14 protein-coding genes are annotated in these 17,346 nt (G+C 51.3%); all 14 read right to left on the minus strand.

What is annotated here, in order from left to right; all coding sequences use genetic code 11:
* Positions 1-264: 264 nt before the first annotated feature.
* Positions 265-1,518: a hypothetical protein gene (locus tag SGBXF1_RS14515; protein ID WP_037419182.1), complete on the minus strand. Its 1,254-nt coding sequence runs from the start codon at positions 1,516-1,518 to the stop codon at positions 265-267.
* A gap of 48 nt (positions 1,519-1,566) precedes the next feature.
* Positions 1,567-2,469, minus strand: coding sequence for a glycosyltransferase family 2 protein (locus tag SGBXF1_RS14520; RefSeq protein ID WP_186427050.1), 903 nt, complete (start codon positions 2,467-2,469; stop codon positions 1,567-1,569).
* Between the two features lie 102 nt (positions 2,470-2,571).
* Positions 2,572-3,558 carry a glycosyltransferase family 2 protein gene (locus tag SGBXF1_RS14525; RefSeq protein WP_037419176.1) on the minus strand — a complete coding sequence of 329 codons (987 nt, stop codon included), beginning with the start codon at positions 3,556-3,558 and terminating at the stop codon, positions 2,572-2,574.
* Positions 3,559-3,564: 6 nt separating this feature from the next.
* On the minus strand, positions 3,565-5,451 hold the full coding sequence (locus tag SGBXF1_RS14530; RefSeq protein ID WP_186427051.1) for a carbohydrate binding domain-containing protein: 1,887 nt from the start codon (positions 5,449-5,451) through the stop codon (positions 3,565-3,567).
* Positions 5,448-6,191: a glycosyltransferase family 2 protein gene (locus tag SGBXF1_RS14535; protein WP_037419170.1), complete on the minus strand. Its 744-nt coding sequence runs from the start codon at positions 6,189-6,191 to the stop codon at positions 5,448-5,450. Before SGBXF1_RS14535 ends, SGBXF1_RS14530 begins: the two co-directional genes overlap by 4 nt.
* A gap of 1 nt (position 6,192) precedes the next feature.
* A complete protein-coding gene (locus SGBXF1_RS14540) occupies positions 6,193-7,254 on the minus strand; it encodes a glycosyltransferase family 4 protein (protein WP_186427052.1) in 1,062 nt (353 codons plus the stop codon).
* A 1-nt stretch (position 7,255) separates the two neighbouring features.
* On the minus strand, positions 7,256-8,161 hold the full coding sequence (locus SGBXF1_RS14545) for a glycosyltransferase family 2 protein (RefSeq protein WP_037419164.1): 906 nt from the start codon (positions 8,159-8,161) through the stop codon (positions 7,256-7,258).
* Between the two features lie 142 nt (positions 8,162-8,303).
* Entirely contained in the window at positions 8,304-9,152 is an 849-nt protein-coding gene (locus SGBXF1_RS14550; protein WP_037419162.1) for an ATP-grasp fold amidoligase family protein, read from the minus strand.
* The gene (locus tag SGBXF1_RS14555; protein WP_130381103.1) at positions 9,142-10,431 is read right to left on the minus strand and encodes a flippase; all 1,290 of its coding nucleotides are present in this window, start codon (positions 10,429-10,431) and stop codon (positions 9,142-9,144) included. The genes SGBXF1_RS14550 and SGBXF1_RS14555 overlap by 11 nt, the downstream gene beginning before the upstream one ends.
* Positions 10,432-10,435: 4 nt before the next feature.
* Positions 10,436-12,616 (minus strand): polysaccharide biosynthesis tyrosine autokinase, encoded by a 2,181-nt coding sequence (locus tag SGBXF1_RS14560; RefSeq protein WP_186427053.1) that lies wholly within the window; start codon positions 12,614-12,616, stop codon positions 10,436-10,438.
* Positions 12,617-12,644: 28 nt separating this feature from the next.
* Positions 12,645-13,778, minus strand: coding sequence for a polysaccharide export protein (locus tag SGBXF1_RS14565; protein ID WP_130381107.1), 1,134 nt, complete (start codon positions 13,776-13,778; stop codon positions 12,645-12,647).
* A 45-nt stretch (positions 13,779-13,823) separates the two neighbouring features.
* Positions 13,824-14,873 (minus strand): UDP-N-acetylglucosamine--undecaprenyl-phosphate N-acetylglucosaminephosphotransferase, encoded by a 1,050-nt coding sequence (gene wecA / locus SGBXF1_RS14570; protein WP_037419150.1) that lies wholly within the window; start codon positions 14,871-14,873, stop codon positions 13,824-13,826.
* A 180-nt stretch (positions 14,874-15,053) separates the two neighbouring features.
* Positions 15,054-16,010, minus strand: coding sequence for an NAD-dependent epimerase/dehydratase family protein (locus SGBXF1_RS14575; protein WP_130381109.1), 957 nt, complete (start codon positions 16,008-16,010; stop codon positions 15,054-15,056).
* A 181-nt stretch (positions 16,011-16,191) separates the two neighbouring features.
* The gene (locus tag SGBXF1_RS14580) at positions 16,192-17,091 is read right to left on the minus strand and encodes a winged helix-turn-helix domain-containing protein (RefSeq protein ID WP_186427054.1); all 900 of its coding nucleotides are present in this window, start codon (positions 17,089-17,091) and stop codon (positions 16,192-16,194) included.
* Positions 17,092-17,346: the final 255 nt, after the last annotated feature.

Consider the following 17,346-nt stretch of genomic DNA (forward strand, 5'->3'; position numbering starts at 1 on the left):
CTGCCGCCAGCCTACTAATGCGGCTCAGCCTGCAAATTGATTGCGATCAAGAGAACGGAGGGGGAATAACGGCGACAGCGGCGTGACTACCCCTAAAGTATCAGGACAGAAAAAGGCGTTAATCCATTGAAAATAGAATGAAAATTATGATTTAGATATTCGGCGGGATGTTCTGCGAAGTGCGTTGGGGTATTTGGGGGTAGGATGCGGATCGGCGTCCGCATCCCTGGCTGTAAGGTTGCTGTTCTAGGTAGAAAAGGCATGCTACCCAAGATCCATCTCGTGCCCTATCCATTCACCGCTATCGCGGTTAATCACACGTAGATACTGCTCATACTCCTGTTCACCGTAGAACAGGTTCAACAACGGCGTTTTATAGAATGACTGCCACATTTGCCCCAGCATAATCGGACGACGCGGGACATAGATGTTCTCGATCAGGTTATAACCCGTCGCCATCAACATGAAGCACAGAAAGAAGTAGTTAAACCTGCCGCGAATGAACGACCCCTGATGAGCAATGTAGTAAAACAGCAGGAATATCGATGCCACACTGGCATAGCGGCTGGCTGCCTGTAGCGAACTGGAACACAGGAAAACAAACACCACCAGCCATGCCGCAGTGTTTTTGATGTCCCCAGCCTGATTGTGCATCGGATGGGACAACATGAATACGCCAAGAAACAGCGCCGGGAATAACACAATCAAGAAATTAATCATCCCGTTAGCGTTGCCAGACGTCAGGTAGTCGCTGGCATACATTCCGGAGGTATACACATCGGAATAGCTGTTGATGCCGGAAATCGTAATATGGGAAACGATAAACGGCAGTGCGAACTTCGCGGTCAGTAACGCGATGGCGCTAAACACGACCGTCAGCAGGCGATTTAGCCGCATTACCCGGCTGCATAGAAACACCCCGACCAGTAACATGCTGGAAAAATGAGTCAGCATGGCAAACAACATCAGGCCAGCGGCAAGTGGTCGATTCTGTTTATGGCAAAACAGCACCATCGCCAGCGTCATCACAGCCATCGAGAAGCCAAAGCGCAGCCCCATGCCGATGATAAACGGGTTGATCAAAAACAGCACGGCCAGATGCAGCAATACAAATTGCCGCGGCGAAAATGCCTTGCCGGAGTGCAACATGACAATATTGAGCGCGGCAAGATAACAGTAAACCGACAGGCCAACGTATAACCCTGGAATGATGTAAAAAGGGATACCCAACGTTTTGAAAATATAAAAGTTGGCGTACAGCACTACGTCCACCTTACCCTGAATGACATCACCCAGGCTGGTGGACGAGTTAATCGCATCATAGTTGGCGAAGTGACGGTAGAGATCCGCCAAGGGCGGGATCTTGATAAAGAAGAAGAAAAAACACAGCGCAATCAGCAGATAAGCCGCCGAATTTTTCTTTCCCACCCGCAGCGTGGCGATGCTGTGCAGCAAAGCAAAAAGCGGAACCGTCAGCAACAGCACGCTACCAATCAACGTCGAACGTTCAAAGCGCATAATCTTCCTCTGGAGGGGCGTTGTTCTTTTATCTTTTGGGGTAACGCATCAGAACGGCACGCCACGGAAAAACACATTACGGATGATATTCTTCATATACACACCGGCCATCAGGCCACTGTTGATGTAGATGATGCCCTTTAGCCCATACAGCACCCCCGCCAGACGGCTCTTGCAGTCAGTAATGATGCGCGAGTTAATGCAGGTATGACGCAGGCGAATGATCTTGCGTGCGCGAGGCGATATGTGCGGCATCAGCCGCTGTTCGAACTGCATTTTATTGCGATAACCGATAATGCCTTTCGGGCTGGAGGTGATCCGTTCACCATCGTGGTCGTTGTGCACCGCCAGCCGTTCATGCAGAGTGCCAATGTGAGCCCCGGCAGCCAGTAGCCGGTAAAGGAAGATATGGTCCTGGTAGCGTGGGGTGTTGAAAAAACCACGTACCGCGATCGCTGTACTGCGCCGCATCATGATCATCGGCGTGTAAGCCACTCCAGCCAACATAAAGTCTTCCAGGCCTTCGCAACGCGCCCGATAGTAATGCTCGGCGCTGATTTTCCCCTCTTTCAGAATATCCATGTCGCACAGGCTAACGTCGTAATTACCCTGCTGCATAAACGCTAACTGGCGGGCGATTTTTTGTGGATGGTAGTAGTCGTCATCATCCAAAAACGTAATGTATTCCCCGCGTGAACGCAGGATCCCACTATTACGTGCCTGAGCGCCCCCGCCGTTGTGCCGACGCGGATAATAGATAACCTGCCCCCGTTCGATATATTCGGCCAGACGTTCCTGAGTTGCGAGGCGATGGGCATCGCCCTGTGGATTATCATCCACCACGATGATTTCCAATGGGCTGTGGGTTTGCGCCAATACACTGTCAATAGCGCGAGCCAGCAGCTCACTGCGGCCATAGGTGGGTATTATGACGCTAACGGTGATACTCATAGTTTGATTCTGCCTGTAGGGGGCGAATAAATTCGCCCCGGTTGACATGGGCGCAGCATGCAGCACCCCTACGCGATGGAGAAATGAACGAACATGGCGCCGCTATCCGCGCAGGTTATACAGCCGGGCCATCAGGTAGTAAGCCAGCGGACTGTGGTAGAACAGCCGGTTTTTGCGGCTGAGCATTTTGCGCTCTTCAGCACGCAGACTCGAGTAACGGCGTTTCAGCTCGCGGGTTTCGCGCAGTGCGTCACGCACCCCGAAAAAGTCCAGCCCCACCAGCAAACGCGCCTTCAGCGTGGTGACGAAAAGAATCGAATAAAGTCCGTTACCTACCCCTTGCCGGCGTCCGCTGTCGGCACCGTCGATCGCATAATCCAGATCGTCCAGATCGCGTCTTTTGGGGGCGCGCGTAATGCCATTCGGGTTGGCGCGATACCCTATCAACGGTGTGTCACAAACCACAATGCGCTCCGCTTTCAGATACAGCTGCGGGATTAACTGAATGTCTTCAAAGTTTCGTCCCGACGGAAAACGTGCTTCATTGAAGAGAGTTTTGCGGTAAATACGCGCCCAGGCGAACCACATGCTGCGGTTGAAGCTGTCCGCCAACAGAGCCCTATGGCTTTCACTCTGCTGTGGGGCGGCATTGCCTGGCACAATGGCCAACGTGCAGTCAGGTTGGATCTTCCCATTACGGATCGCCGAGAAGCGCTGAGCATTGAACGCCACAATGTCCGACAGCGGATTATCTGCCAGCAAACGCCCCAGAATACTGAAGTACCCTTCCAGCAAAACATCATCGGAATCCAGGAAACCGACATAACGTCCTTCAGCCAAGGCGATACCGCTGTTACGCGCTTCGCTCAACCCTTGGTTGTCCTGGCGTAAAATGCTCACCCGTCGCTTATGTTGCGGGTAGCGACACAGCACCTCTTCGGCGATGCTCATGGACCCATCAGGACTCCCATCATCCACGATGATCACCTCTGCCCAATCAGGCAGTTGTTGCAGCACCGAGCACAGGCATGCCTCAATATAAGCCTCAACCTTATAGACCGGAATAATCAGGCTCAGGGTGGTATTCATGACAGGTTATCCTTTATTTTCTGTTTGACGTTGCACCCAGACTGCGCGGCTGCCCATTGACGGCAATTCAGCGTCGATCTGCCCACGCCCTTCAACCTGCCAGCCTGTAGGTAAATCAAAACGTGCCGACATTGGCCGGTAATAAGGGTTGGCTATCAGCACCAAGCCGCGTTCACCATTGATAAACAAACGGGCAGGAATGGCGGTATTGTTGCCTTGTAACAGCGTGCTTTCGCCCGAGAGCAGATAGGGGTTAAAACTGACAATCTGTTTACTCACGCTGGCGACGCCTTGCCAGATGGCATCGAACTCCTGTTGGCTAAAGCCACCACGTTGGCGTTTGTAGAATAAATCGGTATAGGAATAGAACAGGATGCCCTGGGCACCACCAATCAACCCTAACCAAGCCTGGTTGCGGATCTCCGCCTCCGTTGGTTGGCGTGGTTTGCGGTTGGGCGCGTACGCAGCGTGATCCATAATCTGCATCACCAGCCAGGCCCCTTTCACCTGCCGCGCAACCTGACTGGTTATGCGGGTGTATTCAAGTGTGCGCGTCAGATCGGCATCTCTGCCAACCGGGTAAGGATCACTGGCCAACACGTCCGAACTGTTGAAGTAGGCGTTGAGGGTGCCGGTCTTGTCCAGCACCTGGAACGTCAGGTGATCGGGATCCAACTGTTTCACCTGCAGGTGTTTTTGCTCAATCTGCGGCACGTATTCTGGCCCCAACTCATCGTTGATGTACCAGGCCAGCAGGTTGGGTTCATTTTTGAATTTTTCCACATAGCTTGCCGTCAGCTGCGGGTAGCTCATGTGGGTTTCCGGAGCAAAACGGGTACCGGCGTACATATCCTTGAGTGAGAAAATCACCTGCAAACCATACTGCTGCGTTTTGCGGAAATAATTGTAAGGATCGCGACCGGTACCGTAGTTGTAATTAAGCAGTGTGTTAAAACCGGCGTCACGGATGCGTGTCAGATGTTCATCCGTTGCCATCTCGCCATACATATAGATGCCGAGTGGGAAGAAACGTTTACCCTGTTTGAGGGTATAGCCTTGTGCATCCAACGCCACTTTGGGCTGAGCCCGCCCCACGCTGATGGGCATCTCACTGCGCTGGCTTCGCTGCGAAGCCACATCCGTCACCTGTTGTTGCAGGCGATATTCCCCGGCAGCCAGTCCCGCCGGCAGCGGAAATTCCACTTGCTGCTTGCCACTGATGGCATAGCGGCGGCTGTCACTTTTCACCGGGGTATTTTTGTCGTTCACCAGTGTACTGTCGACCTGGACCTGTTGTGGATCCACCACTTCAATCAGGCTGGATGCCGACCCCTTGCTGCTCCGCATTTGATATAACTCAGGCGCGACGGGTTGCTGGCAAGCGTAAACATCATCAAACCAGGCATTACCGGTAGTGCCTTGGCGCAGATACACCCCGAGAACCACCTTCACCGCCCGTGGTGGCACCCGAAAATCGCCCGAGACCGGCTGCCAACCGCTGGTGCCCAGGACACCCTGTGGATAGCTACCGGCCAAAAAACGACTTTGGTCGTCATAGCTTTCGATAAACACGCTCGCGCCCTGATTTTCTCCCTTACCCTTCAGGTTCTCACCACGAACCCAGACACCAAAAGCCACTTGCTGGCCCGGTTTGACCGCCAGTGTCTGCACCATATTGTGGTAATTGGCAGGATTGTGATTTTGATAGAACAGGCTGCTCTGACCGTCGTGCCCGCCGGGCACCACTTCTGCGGAAGCCAACGACCAACCTGCCCCCCCTTGTTCAAAGCCGGGGTTCGTTAACAGATTGCCGCCACAAGGGGCGGCATTAACCAGTCCTGTCCACCCAGCGCCCGCCAACAGGCAGGCCGAAGATAGCTTGCTGAGGTTCATTGTCTTTTCATCACCGCGCTGTACAAATAAGAGAAGAACAGATAGCACGACTTCTGATAGGACAACCCCAGATGACGGCGGTAAATCTGCCATTGCCAATCTGCAGCCTGAATCTTATTGCCGGACAACGACTGGGCGGAAAGGCGGTAAAAGGCCAGCGGCTCGGGAATACAATACGCCAGATGGTTACGTGCTTTTTCCAGCACCGAGAGCCACATCACGTAGTCCTCATGACCGACCTTGCTCTGATATACCTTGCCAACCTGGCGTTGGTTGTACATACCGGTCAGGTTGCCGATCCAGTTACTTTTCAGCATGTCGTTGTAGGCGATGATTTCCCCCGCGCCCCGGTAGTTCTTCACCCGGTCAGGGTCATCTACGAAGGTGTAATAATGGGAGCACACGACGTCGTAACGATCGGTTTTTAAGATACCGACCTGGCGCGCCAGCTTGTTGGGGTGCCAGACATCATCGCTATCGCAAAACGCAATATAATCACCGCGCGCGGCTTCAATCGCGATATTGCGGGTTTCGGCTACGCCTTGGTTGGTGTTATTGCGAATGTAAGTCAGACGATCGTGAATAAAGGGCTTCACCACATCGGCGGTATTGTCCGTGGAAGCATCGTCGATCACATACAGGTGATAATCCTGATACGTCTGGTTCAATACACCCAGAATGGATTGCTTGATAAAACCAGCGGCATTGTAGGCTGGCATGATAACTGACACTTTTTCCATCTTAACCTCCAGCGATAAGCTGTTGCCATTGGGGATAAATACGCTCGGGGATAAACTGCTGCGCCCGCGCCAGCGAATGCAGGGAGAAGCGCTGGCGCAGTTCACCGTCATCAATCAACGCCAGCGTGCGTTGGCTGAACGCCTCGAGATCGCCTTCGGCCACCAGATAGCCGTTATCGCCATCGTCGATCAGTTCGGCGGGCCCTGTCTGGCAGTCAAACGCCACCAGCGGCAGGCCAAAGCTCATCGCTTCAATCAGCACCATCGGTAAACCTTCATAACGTGATGTCATCAACAGCATTGAGGCTTGGCGATAGTGGCTGGCGATATCGGCCGTCGCCGGTAGCAGTGTGATCTGTTCGGCAAGACCGGCAGCCTCAATTTGCTGCTGTAACGCCTCACGATCCGGCCCATCACCGACGATATGCAATTGCCAGCCCACAGCCTGCTGCGCCACGCGCTGCCAGGCCGCGATTAACCGGTCAAACCCTTTCTGATAACACAGTCGCCCCACCGCCAACGCCACTGGTTGTTGTAGGGCCGGCTGCGGCGGCTGCACCGGGAACGGTGAAACGTTCTCGATTACCCGGCATTTGCGTTCAGGTACCCAACGACTGATGATGGACAGATCTTTCTTCGTCAGCAGTACCGTGCGGTCACCCAGCCGGTAAACCAGCACTTTCAACCACTTCATCGGCCAGGCGTACTGATGAAAACTGACGTGTTCACTCAGCAGCAGACGGCTGTGTGGGCACAGCAAGCGCAGATATGGCACCATGATTGACGAAAGTTTCCCCATCGATACCGTGACAATGACGTCATAACGGCCCCGCCGCAGCGACCACGCCAGTCGCCAGGGCCAGAACAACGTTCTGCCGGGCATAAAACGCAAAGTGACGTCGGTTTCTAACGGATAAAACGCCCGATCACCGCTGATCGACACCAGATCCACCTGATGACCCAAACGCGCGGACAATGCATTAGCCAGACTGCTGGCTACCCGTTCGGTACCGCCTTTCTCGGCGATGTTTTCAATCACAATCGCTACTTTTCGTTGCTGCATGTCATCTCCGAAACCCCTCGCGGGCGGTACGCAACAGACGTCCCCCTAACGGAAACAGCCCCAATCTGGCCAGACAGTCTCCGTACAATTTAATGGCCTTAAACTTGCTGCTAAGGGCATGGTGTTCTGTGCGTGATGAGTAATAGTTGAAAGCCTGCAGATTCTCGCTGTACAGCGAAGCCAGCAGATGTTTGCAGGCAAAACCGCTGATATAGCGCCCGCTGGCGTTCAGGTAAGCGTCAATAAATTGTTCACTGGCGTCGATGCTCATCCGGCAGCGATCGGTGTCGGCATCACCGCAGCGGATAAATACCCCGCGCCCTTCGTCAAATGCCACCTTCGCTCCCAGGTTGGTGGCATTGACCAAAAACCCCCAATCCTGGTATTTGTAGAGAAACTCCGGAAATAAAAATCGCCGGTCAGTTTTTTTACGCAGGCTGATGGTGGAGGTCCGAATGTCCCCCATATCCAGGAATAAAAAATCCGCGCCCGTTGCACCCTCCTTGTAATCAAACATATAACTGCGGGTATTCCTGTCACTCACCGTGGTGTAGTTGCCAAAAATAATGTCTATCCGCGTATCCTGATGGCGTTTCAGACGGCGAATAATATAATTGGTACTGAATGAATCCTCCGGCTCCAGAAAGAAAACCACGTCTGCACTCGCCAATCGGAAACCGGTATTACAGGAAACGGCCGTATTACTCCGTGTTTTATTTTCATGCAGACGTGCCCGGCGATTAGCGACCAGCAGGCTGCGCATTTTTTCCAGCTCTGGTTTATCTGAAGCATTATCGACCACGATAATTTCATAATCGAACCCGGAGCAAGCATTGGTCATGCGGGCTAATGTTACGGCCAGACTGGCTGAGTTATTAAAAACGGGCATGACAATTGATAAGTCCATTTATTACCTCAACAATATATTTTCATTTGGCAAAAAAAATAATGATGCCAACGGAATAGTTTGTTATCCCAGCATATCCTTGTCCGGTTATTATCCCCCATGCTGACGCGGGTAAAATGCACGCAGCCTACCGGTTATTCAGCTAATCCTGGAAATAACCTCCCCACTCCTGTTCAATAGTTTCCGGCGTCAATCTTTGCAAACCGGCTCCTGGGGTAAACGTCAGTTCACCAAAATAAATTCGCTCCTCCACTTGATAAAAATCGACCCGAACATAAGAGAACTGCTCTGCAACCTGCGTTGCCAGTGCCAACATTTTTTCCAGCTTACAGGGCTTATCCATAGGCACGTCGCTATTGGGAACGCCCAGGCGGATCTCGGTACGGTTCCAGTTGGCGTCAAAGAAATCCCGGCGGTGATCGATAAAACGCAGATAATCAATCTGGATGAAAAACCGAACCTCCCCACCACGGTTAAAACAGTGGATCTTTATGTCATTAGGCGTTTTGCCGTCTTCAAGCAGCATTTTCTCGACCATGACGCAGGGCGTAATATCCTTATAGTGACGTTCACGGTATACCTGATAAAAGTTCTGTCGCAGCCAACTGTTTGTTAACACCCTTAATTCATTAAAGCTGGTCTGGCTTTTATCGAACACCAGCTTGTTATAGCCACTGCCGTGGTTCGCCTTAATGACAAACGACTCCGGCAATGCCTGATACATCGCTTCAGTTAATTCACTCCCATGTGCATAAAGTTCAATCAGGTACTCTGCCCCCCACAACTTTTCAATATACTCTCTCACCAGATACTTATCGGATAATTGAGTATACATCGCCAAAGGATATACCTTTCTACGCATCAGTTTTTCGCTATATCCCACTGGCTTAGCCAGATGTGGCACTTTACGAAAAAACAAAGCATATTTTAACTGATGATATAATGCGTCGGGTATATTGCGGTAAAAACCCTTCACCAGATTATTTAGCATAAAGTTCTCGCACCTTCCCTATTAATTGAGGTAAACAACGGTAGCAGGTGACCTGCAGCCGGGTAATTTGTCCTCTCCTGAAAAAGCCATTAAGTACAAAAAATGAAACAAACTCGGTGATCAAGGTTGAAACCGCAGCACCCCAAATACCGTAACGCGGTATCAACACCAGATTCATCAGCACATTGGTCAATGCGGCCAACGGCATTTTTATTGCGATAAAGCGATATCCCCCAAACAGCACAATGGCCCGATAGGACACGGTACCCATCACCGAAAATAGCGACGTCACCGAACACAGTGCCAAAATAGTGGCGGTTTCGCGGTAACTGTTGCCAAACATCAAGGCCACGACCGGGCCTGGAAACAGTGATAACAACACAATCACCGGCATCGAAAGTAACAACACCACCAGATACAACAACCGAATGCGCCCTTCCTGCTCGGCCAATGTGCGCGCATTGGCCACCCCTGGCATCATCGAGGTGATCAATGCTATCGGCACAAAGATCCATCCCTGGCTCAAGGTGATGGCTGCGCTGTATAGCCCGACACTGTGCTCGCCCAAATAGTTGCCAATCATGATCTGATCGATACGTGTGTAAATGACAATCGACAAACCTGAAACGGCCAGCGGCAACCCTACTTTCAACAAGTAACGGCCGTAACGCCGTTGGTGACGTCGACTGATCGGCCTCATGCCGCCTTGTTCACGGCGAAACAGTACCCAACGAACTGCATAGGGAATCAGGCTGCTCAGCACATAGGGAATGGCAAACCACTCCAGCGATAGCTGGGCATGCACTAACGCCAATCGCAAAATGATCGACAACAACAGCGCCAGGTTATTGATCAGCGTGTTCAGCTTCGATTTCAGCAGGGCATCGTAATAAATCTTGTAAACGTCCTGAATGGAGAAATAAGCACTGGCGAGCATCAGCGCCATCATAATCTGGCTGGTCCGGTCCTGCGTCAGCAGGGCCCAAGCCATCAATGGCACGGCGATCAGCGCAAAAAGCCGACGCCGCAATCGCATGGAGGCCAGCATCAGACGAATACCGCTGTGCCGCTGCCGTGCAACACGGTTGAACAACACCGCATCGGCCCCCAATTGCACCAGCGGCACGGCAATCGCAATCACTGACAGCAAGTAGTTGATCAGCCCGTATTGCGCCGGCCCCAGATAGCGCGCCACATATACCGAAACGAAAATGCCTGACAGGCTTAGCGATACCCGTTCCAACATCAACCACAGGGAATTCATCAGCATCGCTTTCATGCGGCTACTGGACCTTTTCCTGATGGCTAGGGTACGCAAAGGTATAGTAACCGGCGTCGTTAGCCGTTTTCTTCACCATGCCGTTTAGGATCACCCCTTTGATGGTTACCCCATTTTGTTCAAAACGTCGGATGCTGGTTTCGATTTGCCGGACGGTATTAACCTCAAAACGCACCACCATCAGTGCGGTACCGGCGTGATGTCCGACAATCGCAGCATCAGTCACTGCCAGTACGGGTGGCGTGTCGATCAACACCAAATCGTAGTGCTGCCCAGCCCAGTGCAGGAAGTCAGCAAAGCGTTGATGCATCAACAATTCGGACGGATTGGGAGGAACCTGGCCACGAGGCACGAAATCCAGATTGGTGATGTCCGTTTTCTTGACTGCCTGATCTGGCGCAATCAGTCCTGACAGCATGTCAGACAATCCACCCTTGGCGCTGTTGTTCAACCAACGATGCAGAAAACCTTTTCGCATATCGGCGTCAATTAACAACACCCGCTGACCTGCCTGCGCGATCACCACCGCCAGGTTGGTGCTGGTGAAGCTTTTACCACTGGCAGGACTGGCACCGGAAACCATCAGAATGTTGTTTTTGGCTTCCATCATGGCAAAGTGCAGGCTGGTCCGTAGGCTGCGAATCGCTTCAACGGATAAATCGTCAGGCGCTTCCTGCGCCAGGATCGGCAGCTTGTCGCCACCATTTTTGGTCAGCAGTTGCTGTTGAGCGCGGTTACGCTTTTGTTGCCATGGTGACAACGGCACCGTGGCATACACACTGATCCCGCGTTTTTCCAGCGTATCCGTATCGCTGATGCCACGATGTAGCGCCGCACGCAATACCACCACCGACGCCGACAGTACGCCCCCCAACAACAACGCGAAGAACACGATCATCACTTTTTGTGGCTGCACCGGACGCAGACCGGTTTCCGCTTCATCGATAATACGGATGTTGCCCACGGTGCCTGCTTTGCTGATGCTCAATTCCTGCTGCTTGTTCATCAACTGCATGTATACCTGTTGATCCACCTGCACGTCTCGGGTCAACCGCAGAATTTCCTGTTGGGTTTTTGGCAGGGTTTGCACCTGTTTACCGAGACGAGCCTTTTCTGCTTCCAGCGTGGCCCGCTTTTCTAACAGAGCGCGGTATGCCGGATGCACGCGGGTATAAAGTTTAGAAATCTCAGCTTCTTTGAACGTCAGCTCATTCAACTGCCCCTCAAGCTGAACCTGAGTATCCAGTACGGATTTGGCCTCCAGGGACAGATCCACTGAATCGTTCTGCTGACGGAACTGGTTAAGCTGATTCTCGGCGTTGTTGAGCGAGGTCTGAGTGCGTGGCAGTTGTTCATGCAGGAATGCCAGCATACGTTGGGCTTCTTCAGTCTTGCGATCCACATTCTGTTGCAGATAGTTGTCGGTGATACTTTTCAACACCGCCTCTGCACGCTGGGGATCTTCGCCCGCCAGACTGAACGTCATGATGCCGCTTTCTTTACCACCAGGGGCGACATCAAGAATGTTGCGCAGATCGTCCACCGCTCTTTGTCGTGGCACATTAACGACCGTGAAGGTCGTGCCCGGCAACGCGTCCAGCGCAGCCACATTGAGCGCCCAATCCCCCTGTTGCAACGGTTGTCCTACGACACCATTGACCAGGTTTTTTCCGTCATAGCTCAGGCTGTATCGTTGTTTATCACCTACCGTCAGCGTCAGTTCCTGCCCCTGCATCGTTGCGGGTGTCTTCATTTCGGCGATACGCAGTACCGGCGGCGTTTCCCCGCTCAGGCGGGCGATGCCCTTACCGAACAGCGGGAAGTAATCGGGACTGATACGCACCGTCAGGCCAAGATCGTCCACAGTTTTGCCAATCACGTAGCGCGATTTCGCCAGAGAAACCTCATCCTGCGTTGCCGAGTTTTGACCGATTGAGCCGATTGAACTGTCCAATGTTTCACGCAGTAATGAATCGCCTGAAAGCTGCTTTTCCACCTGTACCAACGCGGTCGCCTGATAGATCGGTGTCGCCATCAATGCATAGGCACAACCGAATATTCCAGCCACCCCTGTGACCAGCAGAATACGCCAACGGTTGTCCCACAACGGGCCAATCAACCGCTCCCATTCTAATTTGTCGTCCTGCTCAGCCATTACAATTGGCAATGCGTTATTCTTCATCATCAGTATTCCTTAAGTCACCGTTGCGGCTTTACCAGTTACGGACCCGCAATGTGGCCTCGCTGAGGTCGTTAAAGCTGGAAATAGTCGGTACCAATTGGCTGATCAGGCGATTCCAGCGCGCTATCGGCGCCGCCGTGACGTACACCACGTCATAAGGTTCCAATTGGAATTCAGTGCCCATCGCCAGCGCAGCGGCGTCGGACAAGTCGAACTGGTACAGCGACGCTAGCCGCTTAGGTTGTTTACCGCCGTTCGGACGGATCACAAACACGCCCGTGGCGTCGGCCACCGTTTGACTAATGCCTTCAGAACTGCCCAGCGCCTCGGTCAGCGTCATGCCGCTACGATCCATTTTCAGCGTCGACTGCTTGCCAACCTCACCCATCACAAACACTTTCAGTTCGTCGTTGCGTGGCACATAGAGAATGTCACCTGGCGCCAGTAAACGGTTCTGGCTGATATCGCCACGTTGCATCAACGCCTGCAGGGAAATAGGTTGCTCTTTGCCGTCATGTGTCAGCACCACGTTGCGCCAGTCGGCGTTATCGGTCAGCCCACCTGCCGCATTAATCGCATCAAGAATTGTCAGCGGCACGTTGGTGACCGCCTGCTGCCCGGAGGTTTTTACTTCTCCGGTCACATACACCTTCTGCGAGCGGAATGCGGCAATGCTGACATCTACCTGCGGGCTTTCTACGTAGGTCGCCAACCGGCTGGCGATTTGATTGCGCACTTCAGAGACCGTTTTACCGACGACCTGTACCCGGCCGATGTAGGGATAGAAGATCGCGCCATCGGCATGTACCCAGTTGCCAGTGTCACTGGCACTGCGGTATTGCCCTGCAGGCGTGGTCAACTCGGGATGATCCCAGACGGTGACGTTCAGCACGTCGCCGACCCCGATACGGTACTGATAACTTTGCAGACGCTGGTCCAGTGCCAGATTTGGCCGCGCCACCGGTTCTATCCGGCGCATTTTTTCCAGCAACATCGGCGTAACGCGATACACCTGGACCTGCTTGTCCAGGTCGAAATTTTCGTCCTGTTGGATGACTTTTTCTTTTCCCTGAGTCGGGAGGTGTGAACCCGGAAACGTTGTACAACCGCTAAGCAAGGCGCTGGACAGCACCAATGGCATCAAATGAGGCAAGTGAAGGTTCATAACAGTACCGTGAAAAACGGGCCGCCGTTGCGGCCCGTGGGAGGATTAACGATCGGCGGTAGGGTTATCAGTAAAAATCCTTGCCTGGCGCGGTTCGTGCAACAGGGCAAAATAACCGAAGAAACAAAATATAAATGCCAATAGCATTTGGTAATCCGGCAGTTTCAGCACTTCACTGCAGATGCCGACGCAGGCCAACGTGACCGCCAACATGCAGCTCATACCCAGAGCCTGCCGCGCATTGAGACCGCGGCGCATCAAAATATGGTGCAAGTGATCACGACCGGCCTTGAACGGACTTTGGCGACGCAGCAGACGACGCACCATTACGGTGACCATGTCCATCAAAGGAATGGCGATCAACCACAGCGCGGTCACCGGCCGGATTACTGCATCCTGGCCTTGCGTGGCGATGACCAATAGCCACAACACGCTAAAACCAATGACCATGCTGCCAGCATCACCCATGAAAATTTTGTTGCGCGCCCCAAAAACACTCAGGTTGAACAACAGGTAGGCAGCCAAGGCTGCGATCAAGCTCAGGCACCACAATGCCTGTTCGTCATGCCCTGCCAGACCAAATAAAATGGCTAATGCCAAAAAGGTAACGCAGGACAGTGCCCCCAGTTGGCCGTCGATACCATCAACCATGTTATAGGCGTTGATCGCTCCCCATACCGCCAGCGGCGTGACCAGTAAAGCGGCATAACCCAACAACAGTTCCTGATGGCCCCACAGATAACCGAAAGAAGTAAGTTGCATCCCTGCCGCCAGCATCATCGCCAGCGCGATCCCTCCCTGCACAATGACGCGCGGCGCCACCGGCAGATCGAAACGGTCATCAAGCACGCCCAGCATCACTAACGCCGTGACGCACAACAAATAGGTCGTACTGTGCGGCAACCAGTCTGGCTGCCAGAACGTTACCAATGTAATGCTGAGATAAATGGCAATTCCGCCAACCAGCGGAATATGCCCCTGATGGCGTTTGCGCGCATTGGGCTTATCCACTAGTCCCACTACCAGCGCGGCGCGACGAGCAATAATCACCAACACCAGTGCCAAAATAAATATCACGCTCAGTTGATATAACATTGTTCCTCCAGCGAATAAGCACGCTACCGCCCTTGAGTTACAGCTCCCAATGCGCTATTAACAAAAATAAAATTGACAGTGCCAGGATATAAGTCAGCATGAGTCAATCCTGTTAAATACAGATTTATCCGCTTGTCAGCGGCGAAAAATAAATAACGTTCTCCCGTAGGAAAGTTATCTCTAGGAAAACTCGTGCTTAATTGTTTTTTCGATTGCCGAATCAAGATCAACTGGCGCCACGAAATCACTTTGCACATTGCTTTTAAATTGCGTTCTGGCACAGAATTTCTGTACACGAACACGGCTAATAGGGAATTTACGGTGACTTATTTTACTCAGCATATCTAATGCCGTTGCACCGCAGATTCCAAATACATAGGGAATGCGAATAGTCTTATTATTCCTGCCTAATGAAGAAGAAATAACATCGACCAGTTGGTTCATGGTGAAGTCAGGTTTATCCACATAATTACTGACCTGATATGTCGCCTGCTGATCCAGCGCGTGCTCCAGCCTGGCCGCAATGTTTTCAACATAGGCCATAGACTTCATATTATTACCGCTGCCAATCATCACAAATCGGCCGCTGGCGATCTGCCGGAACAAGTTATAAACATTGCCGCGATTATTTTCGCCAAACACTACCGTGGGGCGGATAATGGTTAACTTGTTATTGGCGTCGGCTTTACGCCAAGCCTCGTAGACATATTCAGCTTCTAGCTTGGACTTACCGTAATGGTTAAAGGGTTCAAAAAGCCCTTCCTCGCCGGTTTCTTTGGTCACAAAGCCGTAGACCGCCACGGATGAAGTAAAAATAATTTGCGCTATATTTAACGCGGAAGCCGTCATGCAGACATTACGCGCGCCATCAACGTTAACCTGGTAATACAGTGAGATAGGATCAACATTATCCTGATGTTCAGCCGCAAGATTAATCACGGCGTCACAACCAGCCAAGGGCTGCCGCAATGTATCGGGTTGAGTTACATCGCCAAACTGATAGAGCTCAGGAAATTGTTCGCTCTGCTTCTTATCCACAATGGTTAACACCAGGTCGTTACGCGCACTCAGACGTTTAACCAGACGCGTTCCGATAAAGCCAGAACCCCCGATGATAGCTACTTTACGCTTATCCATAATTTGTCACTCAGCTCGGTTTTCCATTATTCCCGCCACAGTATTGGGGCAGGACGCTTATTCGCGCTAAATCATGGAAACCAGACTGGACAAATCATCCTTCACTTTCAAATAACAAATAATGAAATAATAGTCTTGGAAAAATGTAAAATTATGGGGAAAGATGAAATCGCCTTACACGCTAATTTTTAACATCGTAAGCGACCTGATATTGCATGGTTTTATTCGGCAATATGAGATTAATCTTACCACTTCCTTGAACGCTGGATGTTTCATATTTCACCGGTCGCTTCAATCGTCCTTGTTTGGGATCGACGCATTCTATGGTTGCCAGCTCCAGGCTCTCGCCTTCATACAAGCAAAGCAACGTTTGTGGGCTATTGGTCCGCGCGTTGTTCAGCGTCAGCGTCAACACAACACGCGTATTGTTTTGAATATCATTGATAATAGGTGGCCGGGTTTGATTCCCCAGAACGTATGAAAAATGTGAAATAACCAGTAAAGACGCGAACACCGACAGATATTTCACAATTCTGACGGCGGGAACGGAGAAAAATCCGGCTGGTGTGACCGTTTTTTTTCTTATCGCCGTATTTTTAAGCGATTCGGGTACCGCAGTTGGGGAGGATGTCGCGATATCATCCTCATGTTGTTCTATTTCTTCAACACTAATCCCATCATCTTTATTTTTACTTTCAGAAATTTCCGCTTGAATATTATCATCGGTGTCATCGCCAATATTCCATATTTCATCGTCGACATATTCTTCCTCTTCAGAAATAAAGTGAAAAACAGCCTTGTTTTCTACCTTATATCCTAAGCGCGGAATAGTTCTGATAAGGGTATGCTCGGCATCACCGATTTTTTGACGAATTGATTTAATTGTTTGATTTATCGTTGAATCTGAACAATAAGTACCTTTCCATATATTTTCTATAATTTCTGTACGGGTAACCAATTCGGGGGATCTGGCGACAAGAAGTGAAAGGATTTGATACTCCTTCCAACGCAGGCGGAATTTTTCCCTGGACGGTGTCAGAACATCTAGATTCCTAATCTTTATTCTTTTATCAAGATTCACTTTTAATTTCCTTAGCGTGCCTGTCCTGCACACTTTGTATAGAAATATGAAAAAATGTTCAAGAAATTAAATGTAAACTCAACAGGTTGCATTCATCAGATATTTATTTTTATAAAAATTTGCTGATTTCATTTTTTACTTCACCTCGCAAACGGAGGATAAAATTGTCTGAATGTCTCTATTTCCCTGTTGGCAACATGGTTTCTTATCATGTTAACCGGCAATAAAACAAACATAATGCATTGTTTTTAAAGA

The sequence above is a fragment of the Serratia grimesii genome (genome assembly GCF_900186025.1).
Taxonomy (GTDB): Bacteria; Pseudomonadota; Gammaproteobacteria; order Enterobacterales; family Enterobacteriaceae; genus Serratia; species Serratia grimesii.